At 64.5% G+C, this 14195-nt stretch carries 20 protein-coding genes and 1 tRNA gene; 18 read left to right on the forward strand and 3 right to left on the reverse strand.

The annotated features are described in order from the left end of the window. Window positions 1–13: 13 nt before the first annotated feature. Genes hisH through hisF form a run of 3 tightly spaced genes read left to right on the forward strand, consistent with a single transcriptional unit; the run spans window position 14 to window position 2223 of the window. Window positions 14–676, forward strand: a complete 663-nt coding sequence (gene hisH / locus FFS09_RS05335) for an imidazole glycerol phosphate synthase subunit HisH (RefSeq protein WP_137917826.1) — start codon at window positions 14–16, stop codon at window positions 674–676. Between the two features lie 27 nt (window positions 677–703). Continuing rightward, window positions 704–1444, forward strand: a complete 741-nt coding sequence (gene hisA / locus FFS09_RS05340) for a 1-(5-phosphoribosyl)-5-[(5-phosphoribosylamino)methylideneamino]imidazole-4-carboxamide isomerase (protein ID WP_137917827.1) — start codon at window positions 704–706, stop codon at window positions 1442–1444. After that, window positions 1441–2223, forward strand: coding sequence for an imidazole glycerol phosphate synthase subunit HisF (gene hisF / locus FFS09_RS05345; RefSeq protein ID WP_137917828.1), 783 nt, complete (start codon window positions 1441–1443; stop codon window positions 2221–2223). Before hisA ends, hisF begins: the two co-directional genes overlap by 4 nt. A gap of 9 nt (window positions 2224–2232) precedes the next feature. On the opposite strand, the gene FFS09_RS05350 is transcribed toward hisF, so the two are convergent. Further along, complete coding sequence (locus FFS09_RS05350) at window positions 2233–2727, reverse strand: LapA family protein (protein ID WP_137917829.1); 495 nt, start codon at window positions 2725–2727, stop codon at window positions 2233–2235. Between the two features lie 109 nt (window positions 2728–2836). On the opposite strand from FFS09_RS05350, the gene hisI reads away from it, so the two are divergent. The 7 genes from hisI to tatC all read left to right on the forward strand — a co-directional run bounded on the left by hisI (window position 2837) and on the right by tatC (window position 6147). Next, entirely contained in the window at window positions 2837–3235 is a 399-nt protein-coding gene (hisI, locus tag FFS09_RS05355; protein WP_171019885.1) for a phosphoribosyl-AMP cyclohydrolase, read from the forward strand. A gap of 2 nt (window positions 3236–3237) precedes the next feature. After that, complete coding sequence (locus FFS09_RS05360) at window positions 3238–3618, forward strand: phosphoribosyl-ATP diphosphatase (RefSeq protein WP_137917831.1); 381 nt, start codon at window positions 3238–3240, stop codon at window positions 3616–3618. A gap of 13 nt (window positions 3619–3631) precedes the next feature. Then, window positions 3632–4021, forward strand: a complete 390-nt coding sequence (locus FFS09_RS05365; protein WP_137917832.1) for a DUF4870 family protein — start codon at window positions 3632–3634, stop codon at window positions 4019–4021. Between the two features lie 20 nt (window positions 4022–4041). Beyond that, a complete protein-coding gene (locus tag FFS09_RS05370; RefSeq protein ID WP_137917833.1) occupies window positions 4042–4404 on the forward strand; it encodes a histidine triad nucleotide-binding protein in 363 nt (120 codons plus the stop codon). Window positions 4405–4516: 112 nt separating this feature from the next. Beyond that, window positions 4517–4756 (forward strand): Sec-independent protein translocase subunit TatA, encoded by a 240-nt coding sequence (tatA, locus tag FFS09_RS05375; RefSeq protein WP_137917834.1) that lies wholly within the window; start codon window positions 4517–4519, stop codon window positions 4754–4756. Window positions 4757–4855: 99 nt separating this feature from the next. Further along, entirely contained in the window at window positions 4856–5347 is a 492-nt protein-coding gene (tatB, locus tag FFS09_RS05380) for a Sec-independent protein translocase protein TatB (RefSeq protein WP_137917835.1), read from the forward strand. Further along, window positions 5347–6147 carry a twin-arginine translocase subunit TatC gene (gene tatC, locus FFS09_RS05385; protein ID WP_137917836.1) on the forward strand — a complete coding sequence of 267 codons (801 nt, stop codon included), beginning with the start codon at window positions 5347–5349 and terminating at the stop codon, window positions 6145–6147. The genes tatB and tatC overlap by 1 nt, the downstream gene beginning before the upstream one ends. Window positions 6148–6162: 15 nt before the next feature. Here tatC and FFS09_RS05390 read toward each other — a convergent pair whose 3' ends face one another. Then, entirely contained in the window at window positions 6163–7314 is a 1152-nt protein-coding gene (locus FFS09_RS05390; RefSeq protein ID WP_137917837.1) for a S1C family serine protease, read from the reverse strand. Between the two features lie 166 nt (window positions 7315–7480). Here FFS09_RS05390 and FFS09_RS05395 point away from each other — a divergent pair, with 166 nt between their 5' ends. Both FFS09_RS05395 and pdxA read left to right on the forward strand, forming a co-directional pair. Then, complete coding sequence (locus FFS09_RS05395) at window positions 7481–8242, forward strand: Nif3-like dinuclear metal center hexameric protein (protein WP_137917935.1); 762 nt, start codon at window positions 7481–7483, stop codon at window positions 8240–8242. A gap of 8 nt (window positions 8243–8250) precedes the next feature. Further along, complete coding sequence (gene pdxA / locus FFS09_RS05400) at window positions 8251–9297, forward strand: 4-hydroxythreonine-4-phosphate dehydrogenase PdxA (protein WP_137917838.1); 1047 nt, start codon at window positions 8251–8253, stop codon at window positions 9295–9297. Here the strand turns inward: pdxA and mscL are convergent. Continuing rightward, window positions 9284–9715, reverse strand: a complete 432-nt coding sequence (gene mscL / locus FFS09_RS05405; RefSeq protein ID WP_137917839.1) for a large conductance mechanosensitive channel protein MscL — start codon at window positions 9713–9715, stop codon at window positions 9284–9286. The genes pdxA and mscL overlap by 14 nt on opposite strands. 229 nt (window positions 9716–9944) lie before the next feature. Here mscL and petA point away from each other — a divergent pair, with 229 nt between their 5' ends. The 6 genes from petA (at window position 9945) to FFS09_RS05435 (ending at window position 14173) form a co-directional block, all read left to right on the forward strand. Beyond that, window positions 9945–10553 (forward strand): ubiquinol-cytochrome c reductase iron-sulfur subunit, encoded by a 609-nt coding sequence (petA, locus tag FFS09_RS05410; RefSeq protein WP_137917840.1) that lies wholly within the window; start codon window positions 9945–9947, stop codon window positions 10551–10553. A gap of 44 nt (window positions 10554–10597) precedes the next feature. Next, the gene (locus FFS09_RS05415) at window positions 10598–11998 is read left to right on the forward strand and encodes a cytochrome b (RefSeq protein WP_137917841.1); all 1401 of its coding nucleotides are present in this window, start codon (window positions 10598–10600) and stop codon (window positions 11996–11998) included. 30 nt (window positions 11999–12028) lie between these two features. Beyond that, window positions 12029–12784 (forward strand): cytochrome c1, encoded by a 756-nt coding sequence (locus FFS09_RS05420; RefSeq protein WP_137917842.1) that lies wholly within the window; start codon window positions 12029–12031, stop codon window positions 12782–12784. A gap of 115 nt (window positions 12785–12899) precedes the next feature. Next, window positions 12900–13511: a glutathione S-transferase N-terminal domain-containing protein gene (locus tag FFS09_RS05425; protein ID WP_086122704.1), complete on the forward strand. Its 612-nt coding sequence runs from the start codon at window positions 12900–12902 to the stop codon at window positions 13509–13511. 43 nt (window positions 13512–13554) lie between these two features. After that, entirely contained in the window at window positions 13555–14085 is a 531-nt protein-coding gene (locus tag FFS09_RS05430; protein ID WP_137917843.1) for a ClpXP protease specificity-enhancing factor, read from the forward strand. 12 nt (window positions 14086–14097) lie between these two features. After that, window positions 14098–14173 (forward strand) — tRNA-Thr (locus FFS09_RS05435). The last annotated feature ends 22 nt before the right edge of the window (window positions 14174–14195 follow it).

Genomic DNA, 14195 nt, shown 5'->3' on the forward strand with positions numbered 1-14195 from the left:
GCGCTCCCTTCCGATGAAACGCAAGACAGTCGCCGTGGTGGACTACGGCAGCGGAAACCTGCGCTCCGTGTCGCAGGCCGTGCAGCACGTGGCGCGCGCCGAAGATGTGGAGGTGCTCGTCACCGCCGATGCACAGGCCGTGCTCGACGCCGACCGGGTGGTGCTGCCCGGCCAAGGCCACATGGGCGATTGCATGCGCGAGCTCGCGGCCTCCGGGCTGCTGAATGCCGTGCTGCATGCTGCGGCCAACAAGCCCTTGTTCGGCGTGTGCGTGGGCATGCAGATGTTGCTGGACCGCAGCGAAGAAGGCCCGACCGACGGCCTGGGCCTGATCCCCGGCGAGGTGGTGCGCTTTCAGCTCGAAGGCCGCTTGCAGGCCGATGGCAGCCGCTTCAAGGTGCCCCAGATGGGCTGGAACCCGGTGTTTCACGACCTTGGGCGCGGCCCGGCACACCCGTTGTGGGCCAATATCGGGGATGGCGCCTATTTCTACTTCGTGCACAGCTTCTATGCTCGGCCGGCCCAAGCCGCGCACTGCGTGGGCGAAGCAGACTACTGCGGGCGTTTTGCCGCCGCCATTGCCCGCGATAATATTTTTGCCACCCAGTTTCACCCGGAAAAAAGCGCCGATCAGGGCCTGGCGCTCTACCGCAACTTCCTCTCCTGGAACCCCTGAGTCCATCCGCCTTCCACCCACACCATCATGCTGCTGATTCCTGCCATTGATCTGAAAGACGGCCAGTGCGTTCGCCTCAAACAGGGCGACATGGACCAATCCACGGTGTTCGGCGACAACCCGGCGGCCATTGCCCGCAGTTGGGTCGACAAGGGCGCGCGGCGCGTGCACCTGGTGGACCTCAACGGGGCCTTCGCCGGCAAACCGAAGAACGAACAGGCGATCCGCGCCATCCTGAAAGAGGTGGGTTCCGAGGTGGACGTGCAACTGGGCGGTGGCATCCGCGACCTCGACACCATCGAGCGCTACCTCGACGCCGGCCTGCGCTACGTGATCATCGGCACCGCGGCCGTGAAGAACCCGGGCTTCCTGCAGGATGCCTGCACCGCGTTCGGCGGCCACATCATCGTCGGCCTCGACGCCAAGGACGGCAAGGTCGCCACCGACGGCTGGAGCAAGCTCACCGGCCACGAGGTGGTGGACCTGGGCAAGAAGTTCGAGGACTACGGCGTCGAAGGCATCATCTACACCGACATCGGCCGCGATGGCATGCTCTCGGGCATCAACATCGACGCCACCGTCAAGCTGGCGCAGGCGCTCTCGATTCCCGTCATTGCCTCGGGTGGGCTGTCCAACCTGGAAGACATCCGCGCGCTGTGCGCCGTGGAAGACGAGGGCGTGGAAGGTGTGATCTGCGGCCGCTCGATCTACAGCGGCGACCTGGACTTCGAAGCGGCGCAGAACCTGGCCGACGAGCTCAACGGATGACGCTGGCCAAACGCATCATCCCCTGCCTGGACGTGACCGGCGGTCGCGTCGTCAAGGGCGTGAACTTCGTCGAATTGCGCGACGCGGGCGACCCGGTGGAAATCGCGGCGCGCTACAACGAGCAGGGCGCCGACGAGCTGACTTTCCTGGACATCACGGCCACCTCCGACGGCCGCGATCTCATCCTGCACATCATCGAAGCCGTGGCCTCGCAGGTTTTCATCCCGCTCACGGTGGGCGGCGGTGTGCGCACGGTGGAAGATGTGCGCCGCCTGCTCAACGCCGGGGCCGACAAGACCAGCTTCAACTCCGCCGCCATCGCCAACCCGCAAGTGATCCGCGATGCGTCCGACAAATACGGCGCGCAGTGCATCGTGGTGGCCATCGACGCCAAGCGCCGCCAGGGCGACGACCTGGCCCAGCGCGGCGAAGGCTGGGACGTGTACAGCCATGGTGGACGCAAGAACACCGGTCTGGACGTGGTGGCGTGGGCGCGCCGCATGGCCGAACACGGCGCGGGCGAAATTCTGCTGACCAGCATGGACCGCGACGGCACGAAGTCGGGTTTTGACCTTGCGCTCACCCGCGCGGTGGCCGACGCGGTGACCGTCCCCGTGATCGCTTCGGGCGGCGTGGGCAACCTGGACCACCTGGCCGACGGCGTGCAACAGGGTGGGGCGGATGCGGTGCTGGCCGCCAGCATCTTCCACTACGGCGAGTTCACCGTGGCGCAGGCCAAGGCCCGCATGGCCGAACGCGGTATTCCGGTTCGGCGCTGAGCCTCGCCGTCAGGCGTGGTCGCCGCGCGCCGGGAACTGCCGCTCCAGCCGGTCTTCCAGTTCACCGACGGTTGCGCTCAGGCCATTGCCGGTCTGCTCCACCACCTGGGTCAGCGCGGCCTGCACCTGGTCCATCTTCAGGCTGATCCTGTCCGACAGCTCGCGTTCGCGCGCCGCGGTCGCCTGCAGCTCGTTCTGCAGGTACTGCCGCAGTTCCGTGAAGCGCGATGCCTCGGCCTTGTCGGCCAGCACGCGCTGATCGGCCGCCTCGCGCGTGATGCGCCGCACTTCCATCAAGTGAAGCGTCTGGTAATACACCAGCGCGCCGAGGAACACCACCAGCACCAGGGCCAGCATGCCCAGCAGCACCAGGCCCATGGGCGCCTGTACCTGGGTGACGCCGAAATTGATCGCGGTGGGTTGCAGGATCTGTTCGAAGTTCAGGGCCACGAAGCCTGCGATGAACAGGATGAACAGGACCAGGAGCAGGGTTCGAATTTTCATGGTGTTCCTCGTCGTTGAGCGGGCGGGGCCGCAGGTTGCCGGTCAATGGACCGATCCATCCTAACGGCATTCGCGGCGCAGGGGTGTCCAGGGCCGAGGCCCATGGTAGATTCCTCGAATGAACTGGCTCGACGAAGTGAAGTGGGACGCGCAAGGCCTGGTGCCCGTGATCGCGCAAGAGGCCGCCACGGGCGACGTGTTGATGTTCGCCTGGATGAACCGCGAGGCGCTGGCGAAAACGGCCGAGCTCGGTCGCGCGGTCTACTACAGCCGCTCGCGTGGGCGGCTCTGGTTCAAAGGCGAGGAATCCGGCCACGTGCAGACCGTGCACGACATCCGCATGGACTGCGACAACGACGTGGTGCTGCTCAAGGTGACGCAACTTGGGCACGAGCCCGGCATCGCCTGCCACACCGGTCGCCACAGCTGCTTCTTCCAACGCCTGGAAACCGACCGCTGGAACGCCGTCGAGCCCGTGCTCAAAGACCCCGAATCGATTTACAAGTGAATATGTCCACCAACGATGACCTGGCGCGCCTGGCCGCCGTGATCGAAGGTCGCAAGCCGGCCAACGGCGGCGATCCCGAGAAAAGCTACGTCGCCCGCCTGCTGCACAAAGGCCCAGATGCCTTCCTGAAGAAGATCGGCGAAGAGGCCACCGAGGCCGTGATGGCGGCCAAGGACCTGGACCACGGTGGTGACCCGCAGAAGCTGGTGAACGAAACCGCCGACCTGTGGTTCCACTGCATGATCGCGCTCGCCCACTACAACCTGAGCCCGGCCGACGTGATCGCCGAGCTGACGCGCCGCGAAGGACTGAGTGGCCTGGAAGAGAAGGCCATGCGCAAGGTGCTGCAGCGCGAAGCGGCTCCAGGCCCGCACACCGATTGAAAAGGAGTCCCTCATGAGCGACATCATCGACATCAAGGCCGTGGACAGCGAGAAGGCCCAGTCCCTCAAGACCGTGGGCTGGGTGAGTTACGTCCTGCACTTGCTGGTGGCCGTGGCCGCCGTCTTCCCTGGCGCGCAGGTCAGCCCGGTGCTGTTGATCGTCGCCCTGATCATCGATCTGGTGAAGAAGAGCGAGGCCGAAGGCACCTGGCAGGCCAGCCACTTTTCCTGGCGCATCCGCACGGTGATCTGGGCCGCGGTGCTGTACCTCGTGACACTGCCGCTGTGGCTGCTGTTCCTGGCGCCGGGCTGGATCGCCTGGTGCCTGATCTCGATCTGGTTCCTCTACCGCATCGTCAAGGGCATGGTGCGCATGAACGCCAGCCAGCCCATGCCCGACTGAACCTCCATTTCCTTGACCCCATGAGCGCACACGATCCCAACTGCATCTTCTGCAAGATCATCGCCGGCCAGATTCCGTCGAAGAAGGTCTACGAAGACGACGACATCTTCGTTTTTCACGACATCCACCCGTGGGCGCCGGTGCACTTCCTGATGGTGCCCAAGGAACACCTGCCCTCCATGGCCCAGCTCGGCCCCGAGCACGAGCGGCTGATGGGCCGCATGATGACCCTGGCCCCGCGTCTGGCGCAGGAGCAGGGCTGCAATCCGTACCCCGAAGGCGGATTTCGCATCGTGTGCAACAACGGCGCCGAAGGGGGCCAGGAAGTGCACCATCTCCATGTCCACGTCATCGGCGGTCCGCGTCCCTGGCTGCGCGGCTGATCACCCCTGCGCAAGGCCTTTGTATGGGGTCTTGCGAGCGGGCTGAACTCCTCCCCGGGCTTAGAATCCCAAGCAAGGCGACTACCGCTCTATTCCCTATCTGGAGAAACACATGGGTTCGTTTTCCATCTGGCACTGGCTGATCGTGCTGCTGATCGTGGTGATGGTGTTCGGCACCAAGAAACTCAAGAACCTCGGGTCCGATCTGGGCGGCGCGGTCAAGGGTTTCAAGGACGGCATGAAGGAAGGTGGGCAAAACCCCGCCGACAACGAGGCCGCACCGGGACAGGTTACGCAAGACACCCGCACCGACAAGAACACCATCGACGTCGAGGCCAAGCACAAAAGCTGATGACCCGGTTGCGCAGGGGCATCCCGTTTCGTGACCTCGTTGCACACACCTTCGGGTTGACGTCCGTCCACCCGACCTTGCCCGCAGAATGGCCGACACATGATTGATCTGGGCATTTCCAAACTTGCGTTGATCGGAGCGGTGGCGTTGATCGTCATCGGTCCCGAGAAACTGCCCCGCGTGGCCCGCACGGTGGGCGCCTTGCTGGGCAAGGCGCAGCGCTACGTGTCGGACGTGAAGGCCGAAGTCAGCCGTTCGATGGAGCTCGAAGAGCTCAAGAAAATGAAGGACACCATGACCGAGGCCGCGCGCGACGTCGGCGCCACGGTGCAAGGCGGTGTCAACGACTTCGAGAAGTCGTGGTCCGATGCCACGGCCGGGCTCGACGGCACGTCGACCTCGTACGACGCGAATGCCCCGCTGGGCTCGCTCGAGCCGCCCGTTTACAAACACCCCAAGAAGAACTGGCGCCTGAAGCAGAAGGCGATGCCCCAGTGGTTCAAAGCCCGCACCGGCGTGCGCACCCGCACCCAATCCGGTGCGGCCCGCGTGGCCCGGTTCCGGCCGCGCTCCTCTTCCGCCCCCCGTTGATGTCCGACCCCAAAGATTCCACCGACGAACTCGCCGGTACCGAGCAGCCGTTCGTCCAGCACCTCATGGAGCTGCGCGACCGGCTCCTGTACGGCATCATCGGTCTGGCCATCTGCATGGCCTTGTTGGCGTTCTGGCCCGGCCCCAGTGGCTTGATCGACCTGATCGCGGTGCCCATCCGGGCCCACATGCCGCCGGATGCCAAGCTGATCGCCGTCGGCGTGTTCTCACCCTTCTTCGTGCCGATCAAGGTGCTGGCCATGGCGGCGCTGCTGCTGTCCTTGCCGTGGTGGATGTACCAGGTGTGGGCCTTCGTGGCGCCCGGCCTCTACAGCCATGAACGGCGTTTTGCGATCCCGCTGATCATCCTGGGCAGTTTGCTGGCGTACGTGGGTATCGCCTTCGTGCAGTTCTTCGTGCTGGACAAGATGTTCGGCTTCATCCAGAAGTTCACGCCCGCCAGCGTGGCCGCCACGCCAGACATTGCCTCGTATGTCGAGGCCATCCTGTCGCTGTACCTCGCCTTCGGCCTGGCTTTCCAGGTGCCCATCGTGGTGGTGCTGCTGGTCAAGATGAAGATGGTGACGGTGAAGATGCTCAAGGAATTCCGGGGCTACTTCATCGTCGTGGCCTTCGTCGTCGCGGCGGTGGTCACGCCACCCGACGTGATTTCGCAACTGGCCCTTGCCGTGCCCATGTGCCTGCTCTACGAGCTGGGCATCTGGGGTGCGCAATGGTTCATCAAGTCGACCGCGCAGACCGACGAAGAAGCCAAGGAAGAGGAAGCCGCGTCGTCCTAACGCAGCAGCAGCGCCTCAGCGCGGGGCGGTTTGCTGGCGCGGCAGGTTGCGCCGACCGGGCGTCACTTCGATCTTCGCCTTGCCCTCGCGCCGCACCACATCCAGCGTGGCCGGCGTGCCGGGCGCCAGGTTGGCCACGGCCGACAAGAGTTGTGCCACCGTGGTGACCGGTCGACCGGCCACGGCCGTGATCACGTCACCGGGGCGCACGCCGGCTTGCGCGGCCGGGCCGTTCTGCAGAACGCCGCTGATGATGACGCCCGAGCCGGGCTGCAGGCCGAAGCTCTCGGCCAGCTCGGGGCTCAGGTCCTGAGGCTCCACGCCGATCCAGCCGCGCGTGACCTTTCCGTCTTTCACGATCGCTTCCATCACGCTGCGCGCGGTCGACGTGGGAATCGCGAACCCGATGCCCATGGAGCCACCCGAGCGCGAGTAAATCGCCGTGTTGATGCCCATCAACTGCCCGGCCACGTCCACCAGCGCGCCCCCAGAGTTGCCCGGGTTGATGGCGGCGTCGGTCTGGATGAAGTTCTCGAAGGTGTTGATGCCCAGCTGCGTGCGACCGAGGGCGCTCACGATGCCGCTGGTGACGGTCTGGCCCACGCCAAACGGGTTGCCGATGGCCAGCACCTGGTCACCGATTTCGAGCGCGTCCGAGTTGCCCAGCGTGATGACTGGCAGGTCGGTGAGGGCGATCTTCAGAATTGCCAGATCGGTTTCCGGATCCGTGCCAATGACCTGGGCCACCGCCTTGCGGCCGTCGTTGAGGATGACTTCGATTTCGTCGGCTTCCTCGATCACGTGGTTGTTGGTCAGCACATAACCCGCCGGGCTCACGATCACTCCCGAACCCAGGCCACTTTGCTGCTGCGACGGCGCCTGGTCGCCAAAGAAGAAGCGGAACCAGGGGTCCGCGCTTTGCGGGTTGTTGACCGGCGCCTTGCTGGTGTTGATGCTGACCACGGCCGCCGATGCCGTGCGCGCGGCGGCGCGGAAGCTGCCCGACCCCTCCGCCGCGGCCGCGGGCGCGCCCGATGGAGCCTCGAACACCGGCACGACCGACGAGCCCTGCCGCCCCAGCCACTGGGGTTGCAAGGTGCTCACCACGAACAGCGCGGCGACCAGGACGGTGACGGTTTGGGCAAACAGAAGCCAGAGACGTTTCATGAAGGGTGCCAACGGGTTGAGGGGCGGCCCGGCCAGGCCGTGTCACGTGGGATATTGTCCCGCATATGGGCGATGGTGGATGGTGTCACAGGGACCCGGATCGGTCCGCCGGGACCGCGCGCGACTGTCAGAATGGAGGGCCCCACTCGTCTTCGCTTTCATGCCCATGCCCGCCCAGCGCACCGCCCTGACCGACGCCTTGAATGACTTGCTGCAGCCCGCGCAGTTCAAGGACTACGGCCCGAACGGCCTGCAGGTGGAGGGGCGCGCCGAGGTGCGCAAACTCGTCAGCGGCGTGACCGCCAGCCGAGCCCTGATCGAGGCGGCCATTGCCGAGAAGGCCGATGCCATTCTGGTGCACCACGGCCTGTTCTGGCGCGGACAGGACGGTCGCGTGACGGGCTGGATGAAGCAGCGCCTGTCGCTGCTGCTGGCCCATGACATCAACCTGTTTGCGTACCACCTGCCGCTGGACGCGCATCCCGAACTGGGCAACAACGCGCAGCTCGCACGCCATCTCGGCGTTGCCATCTACCCCGATGCCCGCGGCCGCTTCGGCGAACAGGCCCTGGGCTTCATGGGCGAGCGCCGCTCGGACAGTGCGGCGGCACTGTCCGAGCACGTGAGCGAACGGCTGGGGCGCGCAGTCACGCTGGTGGCCGAGCCCGATCGTCCAGTGCAACACGTGGCGCTGTGCACCGGTGGGGCGCAGGGCTACTTTGAAGCGGCCATTGCGGCCGGCGCGGACGTGTTCATCACCGGTGAAATCTCCGAGCCCCAGGCGCACTACGCGCGCGAATGTGGCGTGGCCTACATCGCGTGTGGCCACCACGCCTCCGAGCGCTACGGCGCGCCGGCGGTGGGAGCGCACGTGGCGGCACAGCTCGGGCTTGAGCACGTGTTCATCGACATTCACAACCCCGCCTGAGACATCACATGCCTGCTTCTGTTGCGCTGCCCATCGTTCTGAGCATGGGCGATCCGGCCGGCATCGGCCCGGAGATCGTCGCCAAGGCATTCCGCGAACGCCCGGCCTTGCTGCGGCATGTGGTCGTCGCGGGTGATGTCGCGACCATGCACCGTGCGCTGCGCCTCACGGCCCCCGAAGCGGGGTCGGCCCGTGACGCCCTGGTTCTGGCCGAAATCGAAGACTTGCCTGCCTTGGCACATGTGCCGTCCGGCTGCATGGCCGTCGTGCAGGCCTGTGCCTTGTCGCAGCCGCCCGCTTTCGGCCGCATCGACGCCCGAGCCGGGCGCGCGGCCGCCGACTGCATCCAGTGGGCGGCGCAGGCTGCGCTGTGGGGCCGTGCTCGCGCCGTGGTGACCGCGCCGATCCAGAAGGAAGCACTGGCCGCAGCTGGCGTGGACCATCCCGGGCACACCGAGCTGTTGCAGTCGCTCGCGGCGGCGCACGCGGGCGTGTCGGTGCAGGCCTTGCCGGTGCGCATGATGCTCAGTTGCCCTGGGTTGAGCACGGTGCTGGTGAGCATTCACGTGTCGCTGCGCCAGGCCTTGCAGGCCGTGACGCGGGAGCAGGTGCTGCAGACGATCCGCATCACCCACGCGCATTTCCGGCGCGCCGGATTCGCCGCGCCGCGTATTGCCGTGGCCGGGTTGAACCCCCACGCGGGGGAGGGCGGCTTGTTTGGCCGGGAGGAAATCGAGGTCATTGCTCCGGCCATCGAGCTGACACGGGCCGAAGGCGTGCTGGCCAGCGGGCCTCACGCGCCGGACACGGTGTTCATGCGCGCGCGCCAAGGCGCCTTCGATGTGGTGGTGGCGATGTACCACGACCAGGGTTTGATCCCGGTCAAACTGCTGGGGCTGGAGCACGGTGTGAACACCACCCTGGGTTTGCCGTTCGTGCGCACCAGCCCGGACCATGGCACGGCGTTCGACATCGCCGGCACCGGCCAGGCCAGCGCCGCGAGTCTGTTGGCCGCGATCGACGCGGCCCTGGAGGCGGTGCCTAGCGTTGCTTGAGGCTGTCGCGGATTTCGCGCAGCAGCGCGATGTCTTCGGGCGTTGCAGGTGCCTCCACCGGGGCGGGCGGCGCTTCGCGCTTGAGGCGGTTGATCTGCTTGACCATGATGAAGATGATGAACGCCATGATGGCGAAGTTCAGCGCCACCGTGATGAAGCTGCCGTAGGCCAGTGTGGGCACGCCAGCGGCCTTCAACCCGGCCAGCGTCGCCGGCGTGCCTGCCGGCACGCTGCCCAGCGCAATGAACAGGTTCGTGAAGTCCAGGTTGCCAAACACGGCGCCCACGATCGGCATGATGATGTCGTCCACCATCGAGGTGACGATCTTGCCGAAAGCGCCGCCAATGATCACGCCTACAGCCAGGTCGATCACATTGCCCTTGACGGCAAATTCCTTGAACTCTTGCATCATGCCCATGTTGTTCTCCAGCGGTTGGGTTGTGTGAAAGTCAGATCAGCAGGCATGCCAAGGCACGGCCGCGAATCATTCTCACACAGCCCCCGTGTGCCACGGTGAACTCCTTATGAATTGTGCCGAGCCAATAGCCCAGTTCTCTTCTCCGACAAGCGGCAAAGCCCCGCAGTCGCTCCAGTACAATGCCGGGTTGTCCCTAGTGTCCCGTCTCGACTCTCATTGAAAGATCCCCATGAGTGAAGCAACCGCCGGTGCGACTGTTGATCGCGGCCGCAGAACCTGGCTGATCACCTCGTGCGCCATGGGTGGCGCGGGTGCCGCCGCCGTCGCCGTTCCCTTCGTGAGCACCTTCCAGCCTTCCGAGCGGGCCAAGGCCGCCGGTGCACCTGTCGAGGTGGACATTTCCGGCATTCAGCCGGGTGAAAAAATGGTGGTCGAGTGGCGCGGCAAGCCCGTGTGGATCCTGCGCCGCACGCCGGAGCAACTGGCTGCCCTGGAGACCATCGAAGGCCAGCTGGCCGATCCGAAGTCCGAGCGCACCAACTACCCCACGCCGGAATACGCCAAGAACCGCCATCGCTCGATCAAACCCGAGTACCTCGTCACCGTCGGCATCTGCACCCACCTGGGCTGCTCGCCCGGCGACAAATTCACCCCCGGCCCGCAGCCTTCGCTGCCGGACGACTGGAAGGGTGGCTTCCTCTGCGCTTGCCATGGTTCCACGTTCGACGTGGCGGGTCGCGTGTTCAAGAACAAGCCCGCACCCGACAATCTGGAAGTGCCTCCGCACTACTATGTGTCCGAAACCACCCTGCTGGTGGGTGAAGAAAAACAAGCCTGAGCCTCGGCGCTGGCAGGCAACGCAACGGATTACTGAGGCATCCCATGGCTGAATTCAAAGAAATATCCCCCGACGCGCCGATCGGTCAGAAAGCACTGAACTGGGTCGACAACCGCTTCCCGCTGTCCAAGATGTACAAGGAGCACCTCTCCGAGTACTACGCACCCAAGAACTTCAACTTCTGGTACTTTTTCGGCTCGCTGGCGCTGCTGGTGCTGGTGATCCAGATCGTTACCGGCATCTTCCTGGTGATGCACTACAAGCCGGACGCCAACCTGGCCTTCGCCTCGGTGGAATACATCATGCGCGACGTGCCCTGGGGCTGGTTGATCCGCTACATGCACTCCACCGGCGCCTCTGCATTCTTCGTCGTGGTCTACATGCACATGTTCCGCGGCCTGATCTACGGCAGCTACCGCAAGCCGCGCGAACTGGTCTGGGTGTTCGGCTGCGCGATCTTCCTGTGCCTGATGGCCGAGGCCTTCATGGGCTACTTGCTGCCCTGGGGGCAGATGTCCTACTGGGGCGCCCAGGTGATCGTCAACCTGTTCTCGGCGATCCCCTTCGTCGGTCCTGACCTCGCCCTGCTGATCCGAGGCGACTTCGTGGTGGGTGACGCCACGCTCAACCGCTTCTTCAGCTTCCACGTGATCGCCGTGCCGCTGGTGCTGCTGGGTCTGGTGGTGGCGCACATCATCGCGCTGCATGAAGTGGGCTCGAACAACCCCGATGGCGTGGAGATCAAGGCCAACAAGGATGCCTCGGGCAAGCCGGTTGATGGCATTCCGTTTCATCCGTACTACACCGTGCACGACCTGCTGGGCGTCTCGGTCTTCCTGATGGTGTTCTCGGCGATCATCTTCTTTGCGCCCGAGTTCGGTGGTTACTTCCTCGAGTACAACAACTTCATCCCGGCCGATCCGCTGGTGACGCCGCTGCACATTGCACCGGTCTGGTACTTCACGCCGTTCTATTCGATGCTGCGCGCCATCACCTCGGAAATGATGTACGCCCTCGTGGCCATCGTCGTCATCGCCGCGGTGCTGGGTGCCATCAAGGCCCGCGTGTCCGGCGCGATCAAGGCCGGCATCGTGATCGCGGCGCTGGTGCTGGTGGCGCTCATGCTGTCCATCGACGCCAAGTTCTGGGGCGTTGTGGCCATGGGTGGCGCGGTCATCATCCTGTTCTTCCTGCCTTGGCTCGACAACAGCCCCGTCAAATCGATCCGCTACCGTCCGAGCTGGAACTTCTGGCTCTACACCGTGTTCGTGATCAACTTCCTGATCCTGGGTTACCTGGGCGTGCAGCCGCCGTCGCCCATTGGCGAACGCGTGTCGCAGGTGGGTACGCTGTTCTACTTCGGCTTCTTCCTCCTGATGCCGTGGTGGAGCCGCATCGGCGAATTCAAGCCGGTGCCCGACCGCGTCACCTTCCAGCCTCACTGAACCCACGAGCCAATCCGGAGAGTCAAGCAAATGAAAAAAATCCTCGTGGGCTTCATGTTGGCCATGGGCTTGTCGGGCGCGGCCTTGGCCGCTGGCGGCGGCATTCCGCTGGACAAGGCGCCGCAGCGCACCAACGACATGGCGGCCCTGCAAAACGGCGCCAAGCTGTTCGTCAACTACTGCCTGAGCTGCCATTCGGCCGCGTTCATGCGCTACAACCGCCTGCGCGACATCGGTTTGAACGACAAGCAGATCGCTGAAAACCTCGTCTTCGCCACCGACAAGATCGGTGACACGATGAAGGCAACGATCGATCCGCGTCAGGCCAAAGCCTGGTTCGGCGCCAACCCGCCCGACCTCACCCTGGTCGCACGTTCACGCTCCGGCCACGCCGGCACCGGCGCCGACTACGTCTACACCTTGCTGCGCAGCTACTACCGCGACGACACCAAGCCGACCGGTTGGAACAACCTCGCCTTCCCGAACATCGGCATGCCGCACCCGCTGTGGCAACTGCAAGGCGAGCGCGCCCCGGTGCACGAAAAGGTCATGAGCCATGGCCACGAAGTCGAGCGCGTCAAGGGCTGGACCATGGTCAAGGCCGGCACGCTCAGCGAAGCCGCTTACGACGACAACGTGGGTGACCTCGTTGCCTACCTGCAGTGGATGGCCGAACCGGCGCAGAACTCGCGCGTGCGCATTGGTGTCTGGGTGCTGCTGTTCCTGGGCATCTTCACCGTCGTGGCCTGGCGCCTGAATGCGTCGTACTGGAAAGACGTCAAATAATCCGATCCGGCTGGGACGGGCTCATCGAAGACCGTCCCGACCGTTCCACAGTGGTTTGCAGTGCCTGCCGGGCATGGATGCAAACCACTGTTTTTTGCTTTAAGGAGACTCCCTCATGATGGTCTTGTATTCGGGCACCACCTGCCCTTACTCCCACCGCTGCCGTTTCGTGCTGTTTGAAAAAGGCATGGACTTCGAGATCCGGGACGTCGACCTCTACAACAAGCCGGAAGACATCAGTGTCATGAACCCGTATGGCCAGGTGCCCATCCTGGTGGAGCGCGACCTGATCCTCTACGAGTCGAACATCATCAACGAGTACATCGACGAGCGCTTCCCGCACCCCCAACTGATGCCGGGCGATCCGGTGGACCGTGCGCGCGTTCGTCTGTTCCTGTTGAACTTCGAAAAGGAGCTGTTCACCCACGTGTCCATGCTCGAGTCGCGCAGTTCCAAGGGCAACGAAAAGGCGCTGGAAAAGGCCCGTTCGCACATTCGTGATCGCTTGACCCAGCTCGCGCCGGTGTTCCTGAAAAACAAGTTCATGCTGGGCGACAACTTCTCCATGCTGGACGTGGCCATCGCTCCCTTGCTCTGGCGCCTGGATTTTTACGGCATCGAGCTCAGCAAGAATGCTGCTCCGCTGCTCAAGTACGCCGAGCGCATCTTCTCGCGCCCTGCCTATATCGAAGCGCTCACGCCTTCCGAGAAAGTGATGCGCAAGTAAGGTCTGGCGGGCACTTTGCCGTGATCACGTCCATCCAAACTCCATGAGCGCCTTCGAACAGGACACCCCTTCCACCCGGCCATACCTGATCCGTGCGCTGCACGAGTGGTGTGTCGACAACGGGTTTTCACCGTATATCGCGGTGCAGGTCGATGCGTCCGTGCGCGTGCCGATGGAGTTCGTGAAAAACGGTGAGATCGTGCTCAACGTCAGCATGGACGCCACCAGCGCGCTCCGGCTGGGCAACGATTTCATCGAATTCAAGGCGCGGTTTGGCGGCGTGGCGCGCGAGATCGTGGTGCCGGTGACCCATGTGATCGCGATCTATGCGCGCGAGAACGGGCAGGGCATGGCGTTTCCCGCGCCGGTTGCCAAGGGCCTGCAGGCGCCAGCAGGCGATGCGGTCACCGATGCCGCGGCGGGCGAGGTGGCATCAGAGGGTTCGGCGCGCGGCGGCGCATCGTTGCGTGCTGTCACCAGCGATACCGCGGCCACGGAGGCGGGTGAACCGCCGGAGTTGCCACCGAGTCCGGGCCGGCCAGGCGGCAAGCCCCAGCTGAAACGGGTCAAGTAAAATTTTCGGTCCGCCGCTTTAGCTCAGTTGGTAGAGCAATCGCCTTGTAAGCGATAGGTCGTCTGTTCGAGTCAGACAAGCGGCACCACCCACCGCATGCACGCGCCCAA

Origin of the sequence: Hydrogenophaga sp. 2FB, assembly GCF_005503365.1 — a bacterium.
In the GTDB taxonomy this organism is placed as follows: domain Bacteria; phylum Pseudomonadota; class Gammaproteobacteria; order Burkholderiales; family Burkholderiaceae_C; genus Hydrogenophaga.